This window comes from Enterococcus sp. DJ147D b, assembly GCF_058216655.1.
Genome location: NZ_CM177104.1, coordinates 2,130,301 through 2,151,725, shown reverse-complemented (window position 1 = coordinate 2,151,725; position 21,425 = coordinate 2,130,301). Strand labels below are relative to the sequence as shown.

At 33.9% G+C, this 21,425-nt stretch carries 19 protein-coding genes and 2 pseudogenes; 14 read left to right on the top strand and 7 right to left on the bottom strand.

The window, feature by feature from the left end:
• The first annotated feature begins 56 nt into the window (after positions 1-56).
• The 8 genes from AC4BD1_RS10135 (at position 57) to AC4BD1_RS10100 (ending at position 6,472) form a co-directional block, all read left to right on the top strand.
• Complete coding sequence (locus AC4BD1_RS10135) at positions 57-899, top strand: PTS mannose/fructose/sorbose/N-acetylgalactosamine transporter subunit IIC (protein ID WP_490466434.1); 843 nt, start codon at positions 57-59, stop codon at positions 897-899.
• A gap of 21 nt (positions 900-920) precedes the next feature.
• Positions 921-1,787 (top strand): PTS system mannose/fructose/sorbose family transporter subunit IID, encoded by an 867-nt coding sequence (locus tag AC4BD1_RS10130; RefSeq protein ID WP_206907298.1) that lies wholly within the window; start codon positions 921-923, stop codon positions 1,785-1,787.
• 21 nt (positions 1,788-1,808) lie between these two features.
• Positions 1,809-2,315 (top strand): PTS sugar transporter subunit IIB, encoded by a 507-nt coding sequence (locus AC4BD1_RS10125; protein WP_490466433.1) that lies wholly within the window; start codon positions 1,809-1,811, stop codon positions 2,313-2,315.
• Positions 2,316-2,400: 85 nt separating this feature from the next.
• Positions 2,401-3,327, top strand: a complete 927-nt coding sequence (locus tag AC4BD1_RS10120; RefSeq protein WP_490466432.1) for a hypothetical protein — start codon at positions 2,401-2,403, stop codon at positions 3,325-3,327.
• Positions 3,321-3,764 (top strand): PTS sugar transporter subunit IIA, encoded by a 444-nt coding sequence (locus AC4BD1_RS10115; protein WP_490466431.1) that lies wholly within the window; start codon positions 3,321-3,323, stop codon positions 3,762-3,764. The genes AC4BD1_RS10120 and AC4BD1_RS10115 overlap by 7 nt, the downstream gene beginning before the upstream one ends.
• Before the next feature lie 17 nt (positions 3,765-3,781).
• Positions 3,782-4,846 (top strand): mannonate dehydratase, encoded by a 1,065-nt coding sequence (gene uxuA / locus AC4BD1_RS10110; protein ID WP_206907292.1) that lies wholly within the window; start codon positions 3,782-3,784, stop codon positions 4,844-4,846.
• 30 nt (positions 4,847-4,876) lie between these two features.
• Positions 4,877-5,536: a bifunctional 4-hydroxy-2-oxoglutarate aldolase/2-dehydro-3-deoxy-phosphogluconate aldolase gene (locus AC4BD1_RS10105; RefSeq protein WP_206907290.1), complete on the top strand. Its 660-nt coding sequence runs from the start codon at positions 4,877-4,879 to the stop codon at positions 5,534-5,536.
• A 216-nt stretch (positions 5,537-5,752) separates the two neighbouring features.
• Positions 5,753-6,472: an HAD family hydrolase gene (locus AC4BD1_RS10100; RefSeq protein ID WP_490466429.1), complete on the top strand. Its 720-nt coding sequence runs from the start codon at positions 5,753-5,755 to the stop codon at positions 6,470-6,472.
• An 85-nt stretch (positions 6,473-6,557) separates the two neighbouring features.
• On the opposite strand, the gene AC4BD1_RS10095 is transcribed toward AC4BD1_RS10100, so the two are convergent.
• Positions 6,558-8,072, bottom strand: coding sequence for a PTS transporter subunit EIIC (locus tag AC4BD1_RS10095; protein ID WP_490485565.1), 1,515 nt, complete (start codon positions 8,070-8,072; stop codon positions 6,558-6,560).
• 11 nt (positions 8,073-8,083) lie between these two features.
• A complete protein-coding gene (locus tag AC4BD1_RS10090; RefSeq protein ID WP_206907284.1) occupies positions 8,084-8,773 on the bottom strand; it encodes an N-acetylmannosamine-6-phosphate 2-epimerase in 690 nt (229 codons plus the stop codon).
• A 165-nt stretch (positions 8,774-8,938) separates the two neighbouring features.
• Here AC4BD1_RS10090 and AC4BD1_RS10085 point away from each other — a divergent pair, with 165 nt between their 5' ends.
• Entirely contained in the window at positions 8,939-9,757 is an 819-nt protein-coding gene (locus AC4BD1_RS10085; RefSeq protein ID WP_490485564.1) for a MurR/RpiR family transcriptional regulator, read from the top strand.
• 110 nt (positions 9,758-9,867) lie between these two features.
• Here the strand turns inward: AC4BD1_RS10085 and AC4BD1_RS10080 are convergent, their stop codons facing one another.
• Positions 9,868-11,076 (bottom strand): MFS transporter, encoded by a 1,209-nt coding sequence (locus AC4BD1_RS10080; RefSeq protein ID WP_490485563.1) that lies wholly within the window; start codon positions 11,074-11,076, stop codon positions 9,868-9,870.
• A gap of 436 nt (positions 11,077-11,512) precedes the next feature.
• Here AC4BD1_RS10080 and AC4BD1_RS10075 point away from each other — a divergent pair.
• A pseudogene (locus tag AC4BD1_RS10075) lies at positions 11,513-11,841 on the top strand (nucleotidyl transferase AbiEii/AbiGii toxin family protein); the annotation flags it as partial.
• Here AC4BD1_RS10075 and AC4BD1_RS10070 read toward each other — a convergent pair.
• A pseudogene (locus AC4BD1_RS10070) lies at positions 11,773-12,132 on the bottom strand (hypothetical protein); the annotation flags it as partial. The pseudogenes AC4BD1_RS10075 and AC4BD1_RS10070 overlap by 69 nt on opposite strands.
• Positions 12,133-12,277: 145 nt before the next feature.
• On the opposite strand from AC4BD1_RS10070, the gene AC4BD1_RS10065 reads away from it, so the two are divergent.
• From AC4BD1_RS10065 to AC4BD1_RS10050, 4 genes are all read left to right on the top strand, one after another.
• The gene (locus AC4BD1_RS10065; protein WP_490485562.1) at positions 12,278-12,829 is read left to right on the top strand and encodes a hypothetical protein; all 552 of its coding nucleotides are present in this window, start codon (positions 12,278-12,280) and stop codon (positions 12,827-12,829) included.
• A gap of 30 nt (positions 12,830-12,859) precedes the next feature.
• A complete protein-coding gene (locus AC4BD1_RS10060) occupies positions 12,860-13,054 on the top strand; it encodes a hypothetical protein (protein WP_206907277.1) in 195 nt (64 codons plus the stop codon).
• A gap of 1,220 nt (positions 13,055-14,274) precedes the next feature.
• Positions 14,275-15,672 (top strand): glycosyltransferase family 39 protein, encoded by a 1,398-nt coding sequence (locus tag AC4BD1_RS10055; protein WP_490485561.1) that lies wholly within the window; start codon positions 14,275-14,277, stop codon positions 15,670-15,672.
• A gap of 353 nt (positions 15,673-16,025) precedes the next feature.
• On the top strand, positions 16,026-16,985 hold the full coding sequence (locus tag AC4BD1_RS10050) for an acyltransferase family protein (RefSeq protein ID WP_490485560.1): 960 nt from the start codon (positions 16,026-16,028) through the stop codon (positions 16,983-16,985).
• 549 nt (positions 16,986-17,534) lie between these two features.
• Here AC4BD1_RS10050 and AC4BD1_RS10045 read toward each other — a convergent pair.
• From AC4BD1_RS10045 to AC4BD1_RS10035, 3 genes are all read right to left on the bottom strand, one after another.
• Positions 17,535-18,596: an FUSC family protein gene (locus tag AC4BD1_RS10045; RefSeq protein ID WP_490466419.1), complete on the bottom strand. Its 1,062-nt coding sequence runs from the start codon at positions 18,594-18,596 to the stop codon at positions 17,535-17,537.
• A 199-nt stretch (positions 18,597-18,795) separates the two neighbouring features.
• The gene (gene bsh, locus AC4BD1_RS10040; protein ID WP_206907270.1) at positions 18,796-19,770 is read right to left on the bottom strand and encodes a choloylglycine hydrolase; all 975 of its coding nucleotides are present in this window, start codon (positions 19,768-19,770) and stop codon (positions 18,796-18,798) included.
• Between the two features lie 774 nt (positions 19,771-20,544).
• Entirely contained in the window at positions 20,545-21,405 is an 861-nt protein-coding gene (locus AC4BD1_RS10035) for a CPBP family intramembrane glutamic endopeptidase (RefSeq protein ID WP_490485559.1), read from the bottom strand.
• Positions 21,406-21,425: the final 20 nt, after the last annotated feature.

Sequence of the window (21,425 nt, the reverse complement as noted above, 5' to 3'; positions counted from 1 at the left end):
TTGTGGAATAAAGATCGTTAGGTCAAAAAAATGAACGAAGGTTTAGGGGAGGACTTATGGAAAATTTAAGTATCATACAAAGCTTATTGATCGCCTTATGGGTTGCAGCTATCATGTCAAGATGGCTTGGTGGAGGAGCAACATTAACACTTCGATTCTCACCATTGATGACAGGATTAGTTGTCGGAGTCATCATGGGAAATGTGGCACAAGCAATGATTATCACGGCATCATTACAAATGATTTATATGGGTGTCTTTTCACCTGGAGGTTCAATGCCAGCTGAACCATCTATTGCAGCAGCAGTTGCCGTTCCAGTAGCACTTCTAGGAGATCTTTCACCTGAAGCAGCGATTGCAGTAGCGGTTCCAGTAGGATTATTAGGAAGTTATTTATATCAATTACGTTTTTTTATCAACACATTTTTAGGGAAGTACACGGATAAAGCTGTTGAAGATTTGAATGATAAAGCAATCAAACGTTCGATTATCTTATATCCAACCTTGGCTTCATTTCTGTTATTCGTACCATTAGTATTTATTGCGCTTTACTTAGGGGCACCAATTATTGCCGATGTGATCACTGCTTTAGAAGGAACTGTCGTCATCCATATTTTAGAGGTCGTTGGTGGTGGTTTAGCGGCAATCGGGATTGCTACGACAGTGTATGTTATTGGTCGAAAAGATTACATGGTGTTCTTCTTCTTGGCTTATTTCTTAAGTGTTGTCTTCAAATCATTAGAAATCACGATGGTAACTTACGCAATCTTTGGTGTATTGATTGCTTTGATTTTCGTGAAGTCGCAACAAGGAAAACATGTCCGAGCAGCTACTGATAATGGTACTGCAGCGACAACAACATTTGATGATGATGACGATGACTACGATGATGGATTCTAAGTGAAGTAAGGAGGAAGAATGATGACAGAAGCAATTGAAAAAACACAAGTAAACAGTCAAGCACCAGAAGAAATTACCAAAAAAGATGTGACGAAAGCCTATTTACGTTGGCATTTTGCGAATGAAATTCCTCACTCGTTTGAACGCTATTTGGCACCATCGTTACTGTATGGAATGATGCCGATTTTAAAAAAATTGTATAAAGATGACGATGCTAGAAGAGCTGCTTATAAGCGGCAATTATTATTTTTCAATACCCAGTTGAGTTGGGGTGGTGGCGTAATCACTGGTTTGATGTCTTCGATGGAACAACAACGCGCAGAGGAAGAATATACTGACAGCGAAGTTTTGATGCAAGATGATTTGATGTACAACACAAAAGCTGGTTTGATGGGGGCGTTGGCAGGAATCGGGGATGCAATTGACTCAGGAACTGTTCAATATATCTTTATCGCAATCGCAGTTCCATGGGCCCAACAAGGGAGCCCATTAGGTGCGTTGTTCCCATTCATCTGTTTTGCTACGTATCAAGCGATTTTAGGCGTATTCTTTGCAAGACAAGCTTTTGCAATGGGGCGAAATGCTACTGGTTTGATGCAAAGTACCGGTATTCAAACAGCAATTGAAACATTATCTGTTTTAGGGCTATTCATGATGGGCGTCCTAGCTGGTAATTATGTCAAAGTCGAATCAACCTTGAAGTTTGTTATTTCTGGTAAAGATTTCGTCATTCAAGACATCTTGGACCAAATTGTTCCAGGCTTGTTGCCATTGGCAGTCGTGATGGGTGTGTATTGGTTCTACACCAAAAAGGGATTGAAGGTAACCCAAGCATTACTCTGGCTAACCTTGATTTTGATTGTCTTAGCAGGTATCGGAATTTTATAAAAATTAAAGGAAGTGTTTTTGATGGGAAAAATAAACTTAGCACGTGTAGATGAACGTTTGATCCATGGTCAAGTAATGGTGACTTTGTCACAAAAGAGTGGTGTCAATTCCATTTTTGTAGTGGATGACGTTGTAGCAAAAGATAAATTCATGCGCGACCTTTATAAAAACGCGGGAAGTCGCACAGGTCAAAAAACGATTGTTATCACAAGTGATAAAGCGAAATTTTACTGGGATGAATATGAATTTAAAGAATATAACTGTATCTTGATTGCTAAAACAGTAAGTGTGATCTATGACTTAGTCAAACATGGTGTGCCAATGAAAGAACTAAATATTGGCGGGATTGCTCAAAAGGATCCAGAAAAAGATTTATTAGTAACTAAATCTGTTTATTTAAATAAAGAAGATGCGCAAAAACTAAAAGAATTGAACGAAGATTATGGAGTTGAAAACATTTATTTCCAAGCAACACCATCTGCACCAAAGTCAACGTTAAAAGATATTTTAAGCAAATTTGATTTGTGAGATCACGTAGAAAGATCAGCAAATGGAGTCTGGGATTTGAACGCCAGACTCCTAAAATAAACGAGCAAGGTTAGGTGGGAGTACGATGCAAAAAAAGGAACGTTTTCAAGATTGGTTGTTTCGTTACCAATATATCTATCGCTTACGGCGCACACACAAACAAAAAACAAGATTTATCTCAGCAGTCATTGCAGATATTTTACCGATGCGAGAAGACGTACAAGTCATTGAATATAACCAACAAAAAAGAACTTCTTCCAGAAATATTTACGTTGGCGATGTTGAAAATGCCGAGCGAGTGATTTGCACGTATTATGACACCCCGCCTAGACATGTTGGGGCATATGCTTTGTTTCAACGAAAAGAACAAGCGAAAGCTACGACTAAATTTATTTTATTAGGCACAGTTAGTTTGATTTTTATCGGCTTAATAGCGACGATTCTTTACTTAATGAAACAAACATTGACTTTTGATGTGACTACTTTGAGTTCTTGGCTCGTAATTGCTGTCTTTGCCAGTTATTTTTATTTTTTAGGCAAGGTCACTCAAGGGTTATCGAATCGTAAAAATCTTGTTCGGAATACGTCATCTATCTTGACGCTGCTAGCAATGATGGAAGAACCAGATGAAAAAACAGCCTACGCATTGCTTGATGAAGGATGTTTCGGTGAGCAAGGAGTTGCTGTATTACAAAGTGTCATCAAGAAAAATTGTGAAGTGTACGTATTGGATAGTGTTGGGGCAAAGGCACCATTGAGAGTACTAGGTGCGCCTAAGAAAACCAGTGAAGTTGCTAAAAAAGTCGGTATTGAGGTTGTGTCCGAAGGATTGTTAGAAAAACAGCCGATGTATTTATTTAGTGGTGAAAATCAAGCAGAAACAACTGACTTTTATTTAAGTCGAGCGGTGCTCGATCAAAAAGAACTTAATATGGAAAATATCGCAAAAGTGATGACTTTTTTCAAAAAAAATGAATCAAAATTGTCTGTCGAGGAGGAAACAGCATGTTAGGGATCGTGATTGCAACACATGGTACATTGAGTGAGGGATTAAAAGATGCTGCCACAGTGATTATTGGGGCAACGAATAATACAGCAACTGTTAGTTTGAACCAAGCAGATGATGTGCAACTGTTGGGCAAAAAAATTGGAGAAGCAATTCACGAAGTCAATCAAAAGAATGGCGTCATTGTGTTAACAGATTTAGTAAGTGCTAGTCCTTATAATCAGTCAGTACTAGCTGTTAGTCAATTAGAACCAACACTTCAAGAACAAGTGTATGTCATCGGTGGTGTTAACCTACCTATGCTATTGGAAACGATCAATCATCAATTGATTGAAACGCCTTTAGAACAAGTTGCTCCGGCAATTCTTGCACAAGGAGAAGATAGTTTACAAGCATGGCATACATCAATGACTGAAGAAAATGATGAAGAAGATGACTTTTAAAGGAGGCGTAAGCCAAGATGAAGTGGGGATTTAGATGGTATGGTCAAGGAGACTCGATTCCGCTGGAAAATGTAGGCCAAATTCCGGGTATCAATGGAATCGTAGGTACTTTGTTGGATAAGCTACCCGGTGATGTCTGGGCAGTTGATGAAATTCAGAAACTAAAAGATTCTGTTGAAGCTGGTAACTTAGAATTATTGGGGATTGAAAGTGTAGCCATCCATGATGCAATCAAAGCAGGAACTGATGAGAGAGATCATTACATTGATAATTATATCCAGACAATCAAAAATTTGTCGAAGTGTGGCGTGCATTTGATTTGTTATAGCTTTAAGCCAATTTTTGGTTGGGCAAAGACCAATTTGTTTTATGAAAATGCAGATGGCAGCTTTTCATTAGTTTATGATCAGTCTGTTGTGGATGACATGCAACCAAGTGAAATGTATACATTGATCCATAGCCAATCAAAAGGATTTCGTTTACCTGGCTGGGAGAAAGAACGTCTAGATAAATTCAATCGATTGGTAGAAATTTATGAAGGTGTAACGGAAGAAATTCTATTTGACAATTTAACCTATTTCTTGCAAAAAATTATTCCGGTTTGTGAAGAAATGGATGTGAAAATGGCGATTCATCCGGATGATCCACCTTGGGAAATCTTTGGCTTTCCACGCATTACAAAAAACCTAGCAGACTTAAAACGAATTTTATCAATTGTTGATTCTCCTTACAACGGAATCACGTTATGCACTGGTTCATTGGGAGCAGATCCAGCAAATGACTTGGTTGAAATCATTCATGAGGTTGGGGAACGAATCAACTTTGTTCACTTTAGAAATGTTGGCTTTATGGGAGAAAGAAAATTTAAAGAAACAGCACATTTGTCAACAGAAGGTTCACTAGATATGTATGCATTGATGCAAGCCTTAGTGGATGTTGGTTTTGATGGCGTGATTCGCCCTGACCATGGCCGAACGATCTGGGGCGAAGTAGCGATGCCAGGTTATGGTCTATATGACCGAGCGATGGGAATCACTTATATGCAAGGGTTACACGAAGCAATCACAAAAGCAAAAAAATAGATCACGTTTTGTGAGGGAGCGAGTTTGAAAATGCAGACAGTTCAAAGCGAAGTTTATCAAAAAATAGAGGAAGCAAAGTTATTGCCGCTTTATACTGCAACGAATCTTGACTATCTGGATCGCTTGGAAGAAATTCTGTTAGCAAATCAGTTACCGTTAGTTGAAGTCACATTTCGTAGTGAATTGGCAGAAGCAGCCATCAAAAAATTAGCAAAATCTGGAAAACTGTTGGTGGGCGCGGGCACTGTGCGAACATTGACACAGGCAAAGGCAGCAATTAAAAATGGTGCGAAATTTATTGTGTCACCAGCTGTGATCCCAGAAGTTATCGAATATAGTTTAACTCAAGATATCCCTGTATTCCCTGGAACAGCAACCCCTAGTGAAATCCAACAGGCAGTGGATTATGGCATTCATATTGTCAAATTTTTTCCAGCAGATATCTATGGTGGGCTAAAGGCAATCAAGGCGTTGAGTGGGCCCTTTTATGACGTGAAATTTTTGCCCACCGGTGGTATTGATGAGACCAATGTTCTCGATTACTTGAACCATTCTCAGGTAATAGCAGTTGGCGGGTCATTTATTCTTTCAGAAACAAGTTTGAAACAAGATGATGGAGTAACTGCCAGTCAGCACCTGAACGAATTAATAGAAACAGTCAAGGGACAATCTTTCAGGATAAGTGGATAAGGTTGTGGAATGGATCCAAGAGGTAAGAAAATGGGTGGGACAAAACGACTAGGCGTTTTGCCCACCTTTTTGACGAGAATGACTACTTGATGAATTAGGCAAGGGAAATTAACAACCTATTTTACTTTTTCATTAGCTGTTTCCTTCATCGCTTACTGCTGTCCTTTCTTTTCCTTTTGGGGTAGAATGAATCAACTCAAGTTATTGGAGGCTATTATGAATAAAATCGAATTATTTATTTTTGATATGGATGGACTTATGTTTGATACAGGTCGTCTTAGTTATCGAGGCTACTTCAATTCTGCAGAAAAACATGATTATGAATTGAATCATAATGTTTATTATTATTTGACAGGAAAAACAGATTCTGATATTCGTTTGGGGATGAAAGAACTCTACGGTGAGGACGTTCCTTACAATGAATGGCGTGATTCAATGAATGTGTTTAAAAATGAACTACTGGCGAAAGAAAAAACAGTTCATAAAAAATATGGCTTGGTGCCGTTGCTAGATTTTGCCAAAGAACAAGGAGTTAAAATCGCTGTTGCTTCGTCATCAAAGCGAGAAAAAGTCTTGGCTTACTTAGAGATGGAAGGAATCACTGACTATTTTGATGTGATATTGGCAGGAGACGAGGTTGAAGCAGGGAAACCAAATCCAGAGATTTTTTTAAAAGCAAGTCAAAAAGCTGGTATCGATCCAACTCATGCTCTTGTCTTTGAAGATTCAAGAGTGGGGATCGAAGCAGCACGTCGTGCAGGAATTCGTTCTGTTTTAGTTGAAGATGATATTACAGATTTGCCAGTTAGAAAAGGGCGCTACCCGCTGAAAAAAGACCTTTCACGTTTACGTGAACGTCCTGCACCAGCAGACTATCAATTTCATGACTTGCTGCAAGCTAGAAATTTTTTGGCGAAAAAAGAGTTGTTTTTATAAGCGTTTAGTAAATTGAAAGAAGCTCAACTGCTGATTGTGAGGCAGCTGAGCTTCTTTTTTTATGCAAGCAACAAGTTGTAAACTGTTAATTATCTTTATTTAAAATTTGATTGATCTCTTGACTCAAAAGATCTGCTTTACCACCAAAAACGGCTTGAATACCACCTTTGACTTCAAAAACAGCTGTAGCACCTAGTTCTTGGATAACTTGTTTATTGACAAGCTCACCGTTGGTGACAGAAATACGTAGACGAGTAGCGCAAGCCTCGACTGATTCAATATTTTCTTGGTTTCCAAGTGCAGTAATGATAGTTAGTGATTCTTCATGTAAAGTAGTTGGTTTCTTTTCGTTTCGCTTCTCAAATTCCTTCGGTGTTTCATCTGTAGCTAACTCCATTCCTGGAATCGCGACCTTGAATTTTTTGATACAAAAGGAAAAGACAATATAATAAATAACTGCCCAAACAAGACCAAAAGGTAGTAATTTCAACCAATTTGTTTTGTCGTTTCCTTGTAAAACACCAAACAACAAGAAGTCAATAAGTCCTCCAGAGAAAGAATTACCAATCCGAATATTCAAGATATCAGCAAAATAAAAAGAGAGACCATCCAAAAATGCGTGAATGACATATAACCACGGTGCTACAAATAAAAACATATACTCAACAGGTTCAGTAATTCCAGTTAAGAAAGAAGTCAATGCACCACTAAAATACAATCCGCCATTTTTTTTACGGTTTTGTTTAGGAATGGCACGGTACATTGCATAGCATGCAGCAGGTAACCCAAACATCATCGTAGCAAATCTTCCTGCAAAGAAGCGAGTTCCATAAGTGAAAAGACCCGTGTGACTTGAGTCTGCTAACTGAGCAAAGAAAATATTTTGTGCACCTGAGATCGTTGAACCAGCAACGGTTTCTGTTCCACCCAATGAAGTATACCAGAACAATGGATAGATCGTGTGGTGTAAGCCAACTGCACCAGTTAAACGAAGTAAAAAACCATATAAAAATGTACCTAGACTACCCATTTGTGCAATTTGTTCACCAGCAATAACCAAGCCATTTTGTATTGGAGGCCAGATTAAATAAAAAAATGAGCCGATGAGAATTGCAGCTAAACTCGAAACGATTGGAATAAAACGAGAGCCACCAAAGAAACCAAGAAACTGTGGTAATTCGATTTTTCGATAACGATTATGCAAAAAGGCGACCGTGCCACCGATGACAATCGAGCCAACGACTCCAGTATCAAGTGTGGCACCTTCAGGAGAAAAAAGTTCTAGAAATCCACTAATTGTTGCTGTATACACGAGATAGGCAACACCACCAGCTAACCCGGCCGTTCCTTTATCACCATCTGCTAAGCCAACTGCAATACCGATTGCAAAAATTAACGCTAGATTTGCAAAGACAGCATTACCAGCAACACTCATGATACTTAAAATCGTGTGTAACCAAGGTTGAGATAAAAGGGGATAGGCGTTTATGGCGCTTTCATTTGTTAACGCACCCCCCAGTCCAAGAAGAAGGCCAGCAACAGGTAAGATAGCAATCGGAAGCATAAATGCACGACCAAGCTTTGAAAATTTTTTGAACATAGTGATTCCTCCTAGTTTAATTCATCAACGAAACGCTGAGCAATTTCTTGCGGTCGCGTAATTGCACCACCAACAACAATTCCAGCAACACCTAAATCTTTGATTTTTTTTGCTTGTTCGGGTGTGTGGATCTTTCCTTCTGCAATAACATATAAATCTGCTTCAACTAGTTTTTTGATAAGCTCAATATCGGGGCCATCTTGGTGTTTGCTATCTGCTGTATAACCACTCAACGTTGTTCCGACAAAATCAACACCAGCTTCAGCAGCGTTGATACCTTCTGCAAATGTGGCAATGTCCGCCATCAATAGTTGATTGGGGTATTTGTCCTTGACTTGAGAAATAAATTCATTGATCGTTAAACCATCGTGACGTTTACGCAACGTACAATCGAGGGCAATTACTTCCACACCAGTTGAAACTAGTTCATCAATTTCGCGCATTGTGGCAGTAATAAATGGTTCCTCAGGTAAATAATCACGCTTGATGATACCGATCATCGGTAAATCAACTTGTTCTTTGATTTCTAAAATATCACGAACAGAATTTGCGCGAATCCCGACAGCTCCTGCTTTTTGGGCAGCTAAAGCAAATAAAGGCATTAAGCCTCCTGTTTCACTGTAAAATACTTCGCCAGGTAAAGCCTGACAAGAAACAATCAATCCATGAGAAATAGTCTCTAAAAATAGTTGTTTTTTCATTCTCCTTAATTCTCCGTTTTTATTTTTATTTTGGAGTTTAACTCCGATTGAAGTATAGCATCCGCTTACATGCGTGTAAAGGCCAAAATGGAGAATTTTGGAGATTTTTTTATTTACTTGTTTTGGAGTATAATAAACTGAATAAGTTGGAGCAAAGGAGAACCGATGAATTATATATACCTAATCCGTGAGCATTATCCATTTTTAACAAAATCTGAGAAAAAAGTAGCTGATTATATTTTGGATGCTGGAAAATCAGTTATTTACAATACAATGAGTGATATCAAAGCGAAAACGCAAGTTGGTGATGCAACGATCATTCGTTTTTGTCAAAAATTAGGTTTTTCTGGCTTTTCTGATTTGAAAATCGAAATTGCGAAAGAGGATTTTAGCCAAAAAAAAGAGCAACCAAAAGAAATAACCTATTTTACTGAAATCGCTAGTGGCGTAAAAGAAGCATTGAATGCGACCGAATCCTTACTTAATGAGCAAACGTTACAAGAAGCTATTCAATTGATTAGCCAATCAAAGAACATTTATATTTTTGGGGTGGGATCTAGCGGAACAACTAGTTTAGATTTAGCTACTATGTTTCTACGTGTTGGTGTAAAAGCGCATGCAGTAATAGATCCGCATATTCAAGCGCAGGTTGCTTCACTATTGGATGAAGGAGACACAGTCATTGTTTTTTCATTGTCAGGAAAAACAAAAGATACGTATGACTCAATGAAACTTGCGAAAAAAAATGGTGCCAAAATTTTGGCAATTACGAATTATCTTCAATCTCCAATTGGGCGGACAGCAGATTTTGTTCTGCAAACGGCCATTGAAGAATTTTTGAATGGAGCTTCTTTAGCTGGAAAAATTTCTCAGCTTTATCTTTGTGATATTCTAGTTCAAGGTTATGAAAGAAAAAATAACATTGATTCAATCGAGTTAAGGGAAAAGGTATTGCGAGCAATAATCGATAAAAGTATCGATTAATCCCTTAAATAAAAGAAGAGAGGTAAAAAAATAAATAAAACAGCAAAAAGAGGACGAGCTTAGCGCTCGTCCTCTTTTTTATCTTGTGACAGCAATCAAATGCTTAGGATTCATTCCTCTATGTGTAAAGAAAGTTGTTCCGCTTTTTTATTTTCGGTAATCAATCTGAAAACTAAGAAGACAGCCAATAAGACGATGATTGCTCCAAAAATTGGTGTGTAGCTAACACCAACGGTTTTAGTTACCTGTCCCCCAATAAATGAGCCGAATGCAATTCCAATATTGAATGCAGAAATATTAAATGCTGAGGCTAAGGTAATATCTTTTGGTGTATAGTTTTCCGCCAGTTGGACAACATAAAATTGTAATCCGGGTACATTCATGAATGAGAAGAGTCCCAAGACGAGAGTGGCGACTGTTGCTAATAATTTATTTCCGCTTAAAATCGTAAAAAATAGAAATAGAAGAGAAAGTACTAGCAAACCAAACATAATACCTAGAGCTTTCAAAGGTTGTTGATTAGAATAATGCCCACCAATCGTATTTCCAATGGCTACCATTAGCCCATAAATAACTAATAAGATAACGACAGCATGTGCAGAGTAACCAATTTTATCTTGTAAAATTGGTGTGAGATAAGTATACGCAGCGAAAGTTCCGCCATAGCCGAGAGCAGTAACCAAAAAGGAACCAACTAAAAATTTATTTTTAAAAATTCGTAGAATACCTTTTAAATCTATCGATCCTGGGACGGGTAAACCACTTGGGATCAAGAATAAATTGGCAAGTAACCCTATAGCACCGACAACTGCAATAAAAATGAATGTCATGTGCCAACTCGTCTGTTGCCCTATAAATGTACCTAATGGAACGCCTGTTACAGTAGCGACAGTTAAGCCAGTAAACATAATAGCGATTGCGCTGGCACGTTTATGTGGTGCAACAACATCTGCTGCAATGACACTTGAAACTGACATAAAGATACCGTGTGCAAGGGCAGAAATAACACGACCAATTAGTAACATGGTAAAACTTGCAGCAAACGCAGCAAATAGATTTCCAATAATGAATAAAGACATAATCATCATCATTAAAAATTTTCGATTCCATTTTCCAGTTAAAATAGTTAAGACTGGTGCACCAACAGTAACGCCAATTGCGTAAAGGGAAACTGTCAGTCCTGCTTGTGCCAAACTAACGTGAAAGCTCTCAACAATTAAAGGCATGAGACCAACACTGATAAATTCAGTTGAACCAATTGCAAAGGCATTGATAACCAATGCCATCAACGTAAGCGTGGGTGAGATTTTATTTTTCATTTTTGTCCTCCTAAAAGTTTGTTACCTGACGAATAGAAAATATAGACCTTATTTACGAAAGTAGAAAGTACCTACTTTTTAGTGCAATAGATACTATTTGGTAACATTTGCGTAAGTACGCGAAAAAAATCATTTCATTGGGACATTAGAAAATTCTCATTTAAGACACTGACTGCCAATTTATAGTCCTTGTAAAAAATTTTTTTTGCTCTGTAAAGTTAGTAGAAGGTGCTAGTATTTGGACGTATCATTTTTGGAGGAAAGTAAGACAATGGAAAAAAAATCCGACCATTTATTTTCTGAAAAGCTATTGAAAAGTCGCTTTAGAACTGAATGAAAACAAAGAACGTACACTTTGTGATATTTGGAATCCGAGAGATGAAAGTGAACCCGAAATGAAATACAATATGCAAAGCTTATGTTGATGGAGGAAAAAATGACACCGACACAATTTGGAGCAAAAACCAGAAATTTAGCAAAGAGTACAGGATTAAATGTACAGTTAGTGCAAAGGCATTTTATGATGGATGGTTTAATTGAACAAATTTCTGAATCAAAGTATAAAAATGACTTCATTTTAAAAGGCGGCTTTTTATTAGGATCAAAATATGGAATCGATAGAAGAACAAGAATTGATAGCAATCTGACATTTAGAAATAGGAAATTAACTGAAGAAAAATTAAATTGATGGCTAATTTAGAGAAAGCACGTGTGCCGTTTAAAATGGATGTGACAATAGGAGATTCGATTTGTCCTGAAGTAGACTGCTTGTCTGGTATTGTTATAATCATTTATAATCTTTGAAATGGCAACTCCATTTTTAAGATCCTCAACAATGCTTTTATAAACAAGGCGACGTTGGGGATCTTTTGCGTCTATAATATAAAGCTTCGGACGTCCTTTGTAAACGCCATTCGCTTTAGCAATTTAAATCCTTTATGCCTAGCGTCGTTTAGATTAGGTACGTTTTTGTTCAGTAATCATGGCCAAAATTTGAATGATCAAATCTTTAATGAATTTTTCCATGAGTGGATTTCTGATTGCTTCAGCCATGATTAGTCTTTATTGACAAAGAGTCAACGTTAGTTAACGTTTTTGAGGTTAGGCTACCTTTTTTTTGCAAATTTTTTTTGGGGGTTGGTTATTGACGATATAATTAAAAGGTCTTCAAAGAACTAATATTAAGGTAGAGGTGAATTTTATGATTAAAAGAAAAATTTTCTTAACATCTTCAATTTTATTAATCTCCAGTTCATTATTATTTACAGCTGGCATACCTGTGTTTGCTAATGAAAACACAGAAGTTACTTTAAGCCAACCAATAAATGAAAATATCACTGAGCAAGAACTTACTGAAGGGTTTAATCAATTAGCTAGTTTGACAATTGATGATCTTATTACTATGTTAAAGCAACACGGCGTTGACCCATCTACAGTTTTTACTGCTCAGGAAATAGCCTCAGCTAGAAGTCAAGAAATGTTAAGAGCAGGCAGAAATACAGTATTGAATGTTAATAATGAAACTAAGGATGTCTATATCAATTCTTATATAGCTACTACAGCAAAAACACTTGGGTTTGCTGCAGTAGTCCATTATGTAGGACTAGGCTGGCTAGCACAAGCTGTGACAGGTTCAATTGCAGCGAATATCAATACGAGTAAAGGGATCATTGTTCGCATAAATAAACAGCCTGGTTGGAAATGGGGATCAGATATAGATCGTTGGGTAATTATAGGTGTACGCAGTCAATAAAATTGCTGATTTTGATTGGAGGAATATTACTTGAAAAATTTATCTAAGATAGGACAAGTTCTTTATTTCTTAGTACTAATGGTGATTTTTGAATTGGTGAATACATTTATTATTAATCAGCTTCCTATCTATATACGTATTATATTACTAGTGATTATTGCTTGGGGATATGAAACAATTGTAAGTTATTTATTTAAAAAAAGTCATACTAAAAATAAAGAATAATTGATTGTAAAGTAACTACTAGCAGTTAAAAAATACGAACTATTTCGACATGGGGAATGGCCAATTTTCAAGCTAACCTCGAATAACAATAGTCACGTTTGGTTGATCAATAGACTACATAGCGAACAATAAAAAGAGAGGTTACGAGTCTACTCTCTCTTTTTTGTGGTGTTTTCTTTGCATCGAACACCATTTTTGGGTCTGAATAGCTAGTAAATCATTATATATTTCAGACATATCTTTTCCTGTTGATAATGATAAAGAATAGATGAATACAGCAGGCAAGCTTTTGACACTTTTTTCTCTAGTAACCCACGAAGCAATTGTGGACGGTTTCATATTGTCAGGTTCAGCAAACTGCACGACAGTCAGTAACAGTTGACGTAATCTATGAAATTGCAAAAAACTGTAAAATCAACGAACGTCCACCCTTTATCTAAAAAAGTGTGAACGTTTTCTAACTAGGTATTTCTTTAAAATAAATTTATCAAGACTTGAATAAAAAGATTTGGGCTATTTTGTTTAGGGCGTAGAGGAACAACTCAATGTAGAAAATGATAGATAATTATTTATACCGAAAAGTGGAAATGTGTGAAATAAGTGAGCAAGGCTCGTTAACTAAAAAAGAAGGGATTTGTAATGAATAAACTTATTCCACTATTTCTAGTGTTGTTTGTGGACGAAATGATTATTCGCCATGCTGGAGTAAATAACATAAATATATTGATTTTGTAGCTATATTGTTGTTTTGTCTTATATTTTGGAAGATGGATGACTTTAATTGGAGGAATCGTTGTCATGAGTGGCATAGGATGTGCTATTTTAGCTAATAAAAGAGAGAAGTCACCAAATAAATTATTTGATGACTTTGTGAAAAAATGATAAAAAAATTAAAGTGTTATGGATGATATAAATATAACAAGAAAATAGTTTCAACCATTTTTAAAATTTAATTTGAAAACAAAAAAATTAAAGTAAAATTGCATGTAAAATGTTATACAAGGATGATGTAGTTGAGAATTTAGTTTTATATGAGTAACAAAAAAGCCCACTTTATTGCAATAAAGTGGGCTTTTTTTGTGCTGTATGAATGTCAAAGCTTTTTATTTTCAACCAAGGTATTTAAAAATAAAAAATATTAGTTGATACAATCATATATAAATTAAGGGGAATAGTAGTTAAAAGCTATATCATAATTTTTTTTGGAGGGTGTTTTAATTTTGAAAAAAGGTTTTCATATAAGTATGGAATGGGTGAGATACTTAATATATTTTTTTGGTATTATTATGTATGTGAGTCTTTTAGGAAATAATATTTGGGGTGATGAAGCATACACTTTAGGAGTAGTTAATAATACTTTTAAAGACATAATAAAAATAACTTCAGAAGATGTACATCCGCCATTGTATTATATACTACTAAAAATTTTCCTTACTTTTTTTCATAATAAATTGTTGTGGTCAAAAATCTTTTCTATCTTGCCTTATCTAGTAGTGTTGGTAAATGGAACAATTTTGGTTAAAAGGACATTAGGAGAAAAAATAGCAACTCTATTTGCCTTATTATTTGTTTGCTCTCCTTTTTTGTTAAGATACGCTGTTGAAATAAGAATGTATTCTTTAGCAGCGTGTTTTGTATTTTTTTCAGCTATATCTGCTTATGATTTTTTTGTCAATTATAATTATGCTAACTGTATAAAGTTGTCTATTTATAGTTTATGTGCAATGTACACCCATTATTTTGCTTTAATTTCTATAATGATTATTTATGGAATCCTACTATTATGTATAATCAAATCTAAACGTAATGTCTACAAGTATGTTCTTTCTGTATTTATACTATTTATTGGATACATGCCTTGGATAAAAATTTTCATTTTACAAGCAAAAGATGTTTCTAATGATTTTTGGATTCCTCAAATAACTGGATTTAGTTTGATAAAGATGATCTATACAGTTATAGCTGGTGAATTTAGTAATAATATTTTGGCATATTTTGTGTTTATCATTATTTCTATTCTAGTTATTTGTTGCGTGTATCAAGAAAAAAATAATTTTAAATCAATCTTCTGCTTGTTAGTGCCGTTAGGAACTTTCTTAATTGGTATTTTTCTATCCATTGTTATTCAACCAATATTTATTATTAAATATTTAATTCCATGCTTTCCTTTATATGTACTTTTTCTAGCAATTATTTGTGGTAAACAGAAAAAAATGAAGTCGACTCTAATAATATGTTGTATGATAATCTTGTTTTTTGGTAATTTTTTCACTTTCTATCGAAGGGTTCATTCCCCTGAAAATCAATTAGTAGACACTCATTTTATTCAAAAATATTCTTCTTATGATGGTTATATTATTGATAAATTTGCAAATGATCAATTCGCATTAGTTTTATCATGGTATATTCAGGATAAAGTAGTGTATACGCGTGCAAGTGAACAAGGAAATCCGTATAATCACAAAAATATAAAAGAATTTTTTCAAAACAAAAAAGGGGATTATGTATTGATAACTGGTATGGATAACCCTGTTTCTATAAAAGGTTATCATTGTGAATATAAAGAATCAATTCCTAGCCAGAGACCTATCGCAAGGGTTTTTATAGTGAGTAAGTAGAAAAAATAAAAAACGAAATTTTAAGCCGTTCTATAAACCAACAGAATTGAACAAAGAAGTATCTTTTATCCAATCAAAATTTAAACCATTTTTTTTGAAAAAAGCTGCGAAAGGCTTCAAAAAAACAGACTATATCACTATATCAAAGGAAAAAAGTATTGTAACTTCTGAGAAAAATCAACAAACAAATCGTAAACGTCCATTTACGATAAGAAAAACAAGTAAATAAGAAGTTACAGTTATAAACGAATATGTCATTTGAAAAAGGATAATAAAAGAAATTAGATAATTATGTTGTTATTAATCATTAAGGATTTCAATCACAAAGTTAATGTAACAGGAGTATAGAAAGGGTGTCGAATAAAAATTATACAATTCAAGTACTGAGAGGATTCGCTATTTGTTGTGTAGTAATGATTCACTGTCTTCCTCAAAGTGTTGATTCAATTTTCATACGTTCATTTTTAAATCATGCTGTTCCTTTATTTCTTTATTTAAGCGGAATTAATTCTAGTATGGAGAATTACAAACCCAAAAAAAGAGTAAAAAAAGTCGTTTTTTCCTATATCATTTGGAGTTTGATTTATACATTGTTATATAATTATGGAGAACCACAATTGTTCAGAAAGTTTTTTTTAAGTTTAGTTACATTTAATTCTGCTTCAGGCATGTATTTTATTCCTGTATATATTCAGCTTACTCTATTGATTCCAATTATTGATAAGATGGGAAGCTCTCGTTATAAAAGTATATTTTTGTTGATATCACCAATAGAAACATTCTTTAGTAGAATTATTCCAACATTTTCTGGTTATCATTTTTCAAATTTAATGGCGAATATTAGAATAAACAGTTGTTTACCTTGGTTTTCTTTTTTTTATTTAGGCTATCTTGTAGGGAATAATAAAATTTATATGAAGAAAAAGAAAGAGAAAAAAATGATTCTTTTGTATGTGATTTTATTATTTCTTTCATTTTTTGAAGGATATTTGCTTTTCCAATATTCTCCCGAAGTTGGAGTATCTGCCTTGAAGTTAAGTTCTGTATTAGCTAGCATGGTATTTTTGATGATGATAAGTAAGGTTATTAAATGTAAAAAGAAAATAAAAATTGATGTTTTGAAATATATAGGCGATTATTCATTTTCTATATTTTTTTTACATCTTGTAATTATTCAAGTGTTTAATCGTAGCCAAATGTATCGCCTTTTCCCGTTTAATGCATTAGTTGTGTTAATAATTAGCTTAGTAATATCTTATTTGTGGAAAGAATTAAATGATTTCTTCTGGAAGGTAAGAAAAACTAGTAAATAAGATTTTGTACAAGAAAAACAAAAAGAGAATATACAATAGTTCTTTCTCAGAAAGAACTATTGTATATTCTCTTTTTCTTCAAAATTATTTTGTTGCTTCATTTCTTGGAATAGCAGTACCCCAATAAAGCAATTTTTTGATAGCTTCCTGAATTTCTTTGTCAGTGGAGTTGCAGTTGTCAATTTGTCCTAATCCAATCACGTCACCATAAACCCCGTAAATGTGACCAAAAAGTGTTCATAAAATCGGCCTGTATTAGAAATAGCCATCGATAACGATTTATCGTTATTTAGACAAAATGGAGGATAAAAATAGAAAGACAAATGATCATTAGTTTTTGCCAATTATAAAGAAAAGTGACAATTGTTCAAACAATATATATTTGTATGTTATCTCTCATACAGAAACAGCCTTATTCTTTAGAATAAGACTGTTTCTGTATCAACCAATCTGATTGACAAACAAGATAATAATGTCAATTTATTTTCTATTCTTATTTTTATTCGAAGAGTTATTATACTTACTATATGATATGAACAAGCTCTTTTATCAATTGGTCTCTTTTATAATGTCTCTATGATTTATCAACATTTTTACAAATAAAATTCCTAAAACAGCTAAGCTTACGCCTAACAAGTTATAAGTAAACCGCATTACTAATGTTTGTGGAATTCCATACATTTGACTAGCTATCGTTAACGCACCAATACAATTAAAAACCGTCTTATAACGGTAACTTGAACAAAATCCTAAACAAATACCACCTAATAAACTAAGTATCTCAATGGGGAAATACATACTTAATAGAATAAAAGAAAACATACCAATAATTGTGCCTAATAAACGGTCGGTTGCACGTGTGTTTAAATCAATTATTGAAAATCCATAACTCGCAAATAAAGAAGAAAAGGCAAATCCAAACCACATAAATCGTTCAAAAGATAGATACTGGCTAATAGCTAATAATAAGCTAATGAAAATTACATAGGAACACAACCAGATTTTCAATGAATCACTCTTTTCTTTCAAAGCCTTGAACATTGTCTTTTCTTTATGTTTATTTCGATGATTGTGATAAATTATCCACAAAAATATTAGATAAAAGAGACCAAAGAAAAGAAGGCGACCATTCAGTAATTGTTTCGTTAGATGTTCTGTTATTGTTGAATAAACAACAAATATATAGGAAAATCCATATAATGACGGATTTCCCATTTTGGGATCACTTAGAGTAGCAATTAGTATCCCTCCCAGTAAAAAGAAATGCAACAATACTTGCAAAATAAAATACGGTAATAAGTGGACAAATGGTGCAACAAACAACGCACCCAGGACAATGCCCAATCCTAAAATTGATTGAGTAAATTTATATCCGAAGTCGACAAATCTTAGACTAAGCATCATACAGAAAAAAACAATAGCATATGGCTTATTGGATTCACCAAAAAACTTCGTAGATGTAACAATCACACAAATAGCAGATCCAACAATTAATAAAGATCTTAATACTAAGGATAAAAAATATTTTCTCCGCTTACTACTTGATTTTGTATTTTTTATTTTTTGCTTAAGTATTAAAGGATCCAATTGTAGTAACTGATAAAAAGTCATTCTTCATATCTCCTTACTGATATTACTATTACTTAGCTAAATCTAACAATGATAAATACTTATAATCTTTTTCATTTAATTTGGTTATAGTTGATATAAAAAAGAACCAATTGAAGTATATATCTACTTCAATTCCTTATTAACAAAGAGCAAAAAAATACTATATTCCTTTGAAAATATAGTATTTTTTGCTTAAAATCTAATTGATATAGTTAATTTGTTGTTTTTCAACTATTTGATAGCTGATTAACTTATCACTATCTAAATTTTCTTTATTCATGTCTACCGCTGTAATTTGGCTATCCTCATACGTGCGATAATAATAAATGCCTTTATCTACATTACAACATGACGAATAAATTGTATATTCATATTTTCCGCCACCAACATCACATAATCCCTTTTGTTGTTCAACGGATCCCAGAATATGGAAAAATTGACTAATACTCTCAGATTCTGAGTCACCTGATACCGAATTAAGTTTAGTGAATGTTGCTTTAACAAATCGAGAGGTAGACGATAAATCTCCAGGTAATCCTATTCCACCCATACCACGACTATAAGCATTCAAAACAACTTTATTTGAAAAATTATTTTTAGGCGTTTTATTAGATAATACACGATAATTATTTAAATTAAATAATTGATAGTCAAATGAAGGGCTATTGGTTAAAACGCCTACAGGATTGTCGTGGATATGAAGTCCGTCTTTCATACTTTCGATAACGATTGATTTTTCTTTATCTGCCAATAACCAATGTAAAGGCGACAATGGGAGATCTTCACTAAAGTTAATAGCCGCTAAATTGATTGTTTCTAATAACTTTTTCGCTTCATTTACAGTTGAACATTGTCCTAAAATCCAAGGAATAAATTCAAATGGAGACACATTATCTTTTTCTGATTGTATCTCTTTATACTCTGCATAACCAGAAAAATTCAATCCTGCCATACTTAAACCCTTTTCGTTTGTGGCATCATAATAAAGTGGATAGTCTGCAATTCCAGCTGCAATTCCAATCATTGCATAGTGAGTATCTAAGTTCTTTACTTTTCGAAAATCTAAACTATAGTTTCTTGGAGTGATAGTAACTACTTCATCATAAGATATTTCATAATCAAAGTTTCTTCCAAAATAGTGATCCTTAGTAGTATAAGTAATCGATGTACACATATAAGTTCCTCCTAAAATAGATTTTTTTCTGATTACTCTTATATTTTTAATATAAAAATATTTGATAGTAAAGATGTTTCTTGTAAATCTTTTTTTCTTATGATTTCTGCTTCAATTCCATTTGAAACGATGACAGTATTCTGTAATACAGTCATTATTTCTCCAATAATATAGTTACCTGAAACAGCTATATACGATATTTTTTCTAAGAACTCTATAATCAATAATTAAATACTGATAGTTATGAAAATTTTGATCTAATAAACCATAAATTATCGCTATAAATACAACTTCATTTTCATCTAATTGATATCTTGATACTATTTCTTCAATTTTTGGATATACGATCCCCCTTCCGAACATACTTAATGAAGATAAAGACAAGAAATATTATTTCAAAAAAATGGATTGAAGAAAAAAATCAATACACGAGATCAAACATTTGTTGCATGAAATAGATAAATATGACGAAAAAGAAATGGAAAAATTGAAAAACTAAAAGAGAGCTTAATGTCATATAGGAAGTATCTAATTACTCATAATGTTTAGTGATATATATTTTTTTCATAAAACTTTTACTTTGGAATCATAATTATTCTTTTGTTTGATTTAAATATTAAATGTTTTTTATCCGGCATAATTCTTCGGGTGTGTCAGAAACTTAATAGTTATTGGTCTCGCTTGACAATCATATAGCTTAGATAAAAAGAAAAAGTTTTGCTCAACTAAAGCAAAACTTTTTCTTTGTTTCAAGTTACAAAAATATTTTAACGATTAACGTTTAACAGATTTCTGTTGTTTAACAATCAGATAGTAGGCAACAAATACCGCAATAGCTACAGGAATTGTCAGACCTAAGCCACCTTCCAAACCAAAATCTCCGCCATTGATTAGTGTTTTTCCGGCTACAGGTTTAGCATTTAATAAGGAAGAGTACATTTTTAGTCCGCTTACGGGAACTCCTAAGAAAGGGCCGATCATAAAGTTCCATGCCGCATGAAAAGCACCAACTAAAAATATGTTATCACTCAAATAAAAGATAAAAGAAAGGAGTAGACCCGCTAAAAATATATTGACCAAAGCAAGTAGTGTTACCGAAGGGTTGAGACTGTGTAATAAGGAGAAAATAAGTGTATTAACGATGATTCCTGTCCAAACATTGTATTTTGCTGATAGGGAGTTCATTATAAATCCTCTACATACAAATTCTTCCATAGTTCCTTGAAAAAAGTAAGCAAAGAAAGCGGTTATGAAGTAAATCCAGCTAAGAGATTGTAGGTCGAAATCAATTGTGATTGCTCCTGTAAATAAATTAATTAGGAATGCAAAAAACATTAATAGGAATCCTAGTCCCCAGCCGATAGCTAGTTTCATCGGGAATTTACTGAAATTTACACCAAGTGTTTTAGGACTTCTTTTTTCAAAAACGATACAAAAAGCAAGCAAGGCAATAATTATTGCAATATTAGAAAATAAGATATATACATCTTTTGCGCCACTATTTGAGAGCAGTTCTGAAGGGATACTTACAAGGTATTGAACCAAAAATACTATGACAAGTCCAAAAAATATTGTTAGCCCTAAAATCCCTTTTCGTTCTTCTTTTGTTTGACGCATTGATTGAGTTAGTTCCATTTTAAAACTCCTTCTTTATT

What these genes read in the sequence shown, in the direction of transcription:
- AC4BD1_RS10135 (WP_490466434.1), top strand. Translation starts at nt 57, where the DNA reads ATGGAAAATTTAAGTATCATACAAAGCTTATTGATCGCCTTATGGGTT.
- AC4BD1_RS10130 (WP_206907298.1), top strand. Translation starts at nt 921, where the DNA reads ATGACAGAAGCAATTGAAAAAACACAAGTAAACAGTCAAGCACCAGAA.
- AC4BD1_RS10125 (WP_490466433.1), top strand. Translation starts at nt 1,809, where the DNA reads ATGGGAAAAATAAACTTAGCACGTGTAGATGAACGTTTGATCCATGGT.
- AC4BD1_RS10120 (WP_490466432.1), top strand. Translation starts at nt 2,401, where the DNA reads ATGCAAAAAAAGGAACGTTTTCAAGATTGGTTGTTTCGTTACCAATAT.
- AC4BD1_RS10115 (WP_490466431.1), top strand. Translation starts at nt 3,321, where the DNA reads ATGTTAGGGATCGTGATTGCAACACATGGTACATTGAGTGAGGGATTA.
- uxuA (WP_206907292.1), top strand. Translation starts at nt 3,782, where the DNA reads ATGAAGTGGGGATTTAGATGGTATGGTCAAGGAGACTCGATTCCGCTG.
- AC4BD1_RS10105 (WP_206907290.1), top strand. Translation starts at nt 4,877, where the DNA reads ATGCAGACAGTTCAAAGCGAAGTTTATCAAAAAATAGAGGAAGCAAAG.
- AC4BD1_RS10100 (WP_490466429.1), top strand. Translation starts at nt 5,753, where the DNA reads ATGAATAAAATCGAATTATTTATTTTTGATATGGATGGACTTATGTTT.
- AC4BD1_RS10095 (WP_490485565.1), bottom strand. Translation starts at nt 8,072, where the DNA reads ATGTTCAAAAAATTTTCAAAGCTTGGTCGTGCATTTATGCTTCCGATT.
- AC4BD1_RS10090 (WP_206907284.1), bottom strand. Translation starts at nt 8,773, where the DNA reads ATGAAAAAACAACTATTTTTAGAGACTATTTCTCATGGATTGATTGTT.
- AC4BD1_RS10085 (WP_490485564.1), top strand. Translation starts at nt 8,939, where the DNA reads ATGAATTATATATACCTAATCCGTGAGCATTATCCATTTTTAACAAAA.
- AC4BD1_RS10080 (WP_490485563.1), bottom strand. Translation starts at nt 11,076, where the DNA reads ATGAAAAATAAAATCTCACCCACGCTTACGTTGATGGCATTGGTTATC.
- AC4BD1_RS10065 (WP_490485562.1), top strand. Translation starts at nt 12,278, where the DNA reads ATGATTAAAAGAAAAATTTTCTTAACATCTTCAATTTTATTAATCTCC.
- AC4BD1_RS10045 (WP_490466419.1), bottom strand. Translation starts at nt 18,596, where the DNA reads ATGACTTTTTATCAGTTACTACAATTGGATCCTTTAATACTTAAGCAA.
- bsh (WP_206907270.1), bottom strand. Translation starts at nt 19,770, where the DNA reads ATGTGTACATCGATTACTTATACTACTAAGGATCACTATTTTGGAAGA.
- AC4BD1_RS10035 (WP_490485559.1), bottom strand. Translation starts at nt 21,405, where the DNA reads ATGGAACTAACTCAATCAATGCGTCAAACAAAAGAAGAACGAAAAGGG.